The organism is Mesorhizobium sp. M8A.F.Ca.ET.207.01.1.1 (assembly GCF_004794715.1).
Lineage (GTDB): Bacteria > Pseudomonadota > Alphaproteobacteria > Rhizobiales > Rhizobiaceae > Mesorhizobium.
Genome location: NZ_SRUS01000436.1, coordinates 1 through 310 on the forward strand (window position 1 = coordinate 1; position 310 = coordinate 310).

The 310-nt window shown below is 67.1% G+C and carries 1 protein-coding gene; it reads left to right on the forward strand.

Translation table 11 applies throughout. The annotated features are described in order from the left end of the window. The coding region (locus tag EN850_RS35250) for a hypothetical protein (RefSeq protein ID WP_210238079.1) at nucleotides 1-310 on the forward strand (310 nt) is incomplete at both ends.

Here is a 310-nt window from a genome sequence, read left to right on the forward strand (position 1 = left end):
CGCGCAGATGCGCGAGAGCTACGCCAAGGCCCGCGACTACCATGCCGCGCACGGTCGCCTCGCCTGCTACTCGCGCTATGGCAAGGGTGAGGCCAGCGAGCGCGATTACCTGGATACGTTGGGGGGACCGATCGGTTTCGGCAACTGGACCGAGACCGCAGAGATTCCTGCGGCATTCGAGCTGGGCTTTACCGACGCGGCCGATGACCCCAACGCTGCGGACGATGCCGAAACGGTGGTCATCACCCGCAACGGCAACGCGTTCTTCGCCGTGGCCGGCGTGGCCGGGTACAACTGGTGCGCCACCGGC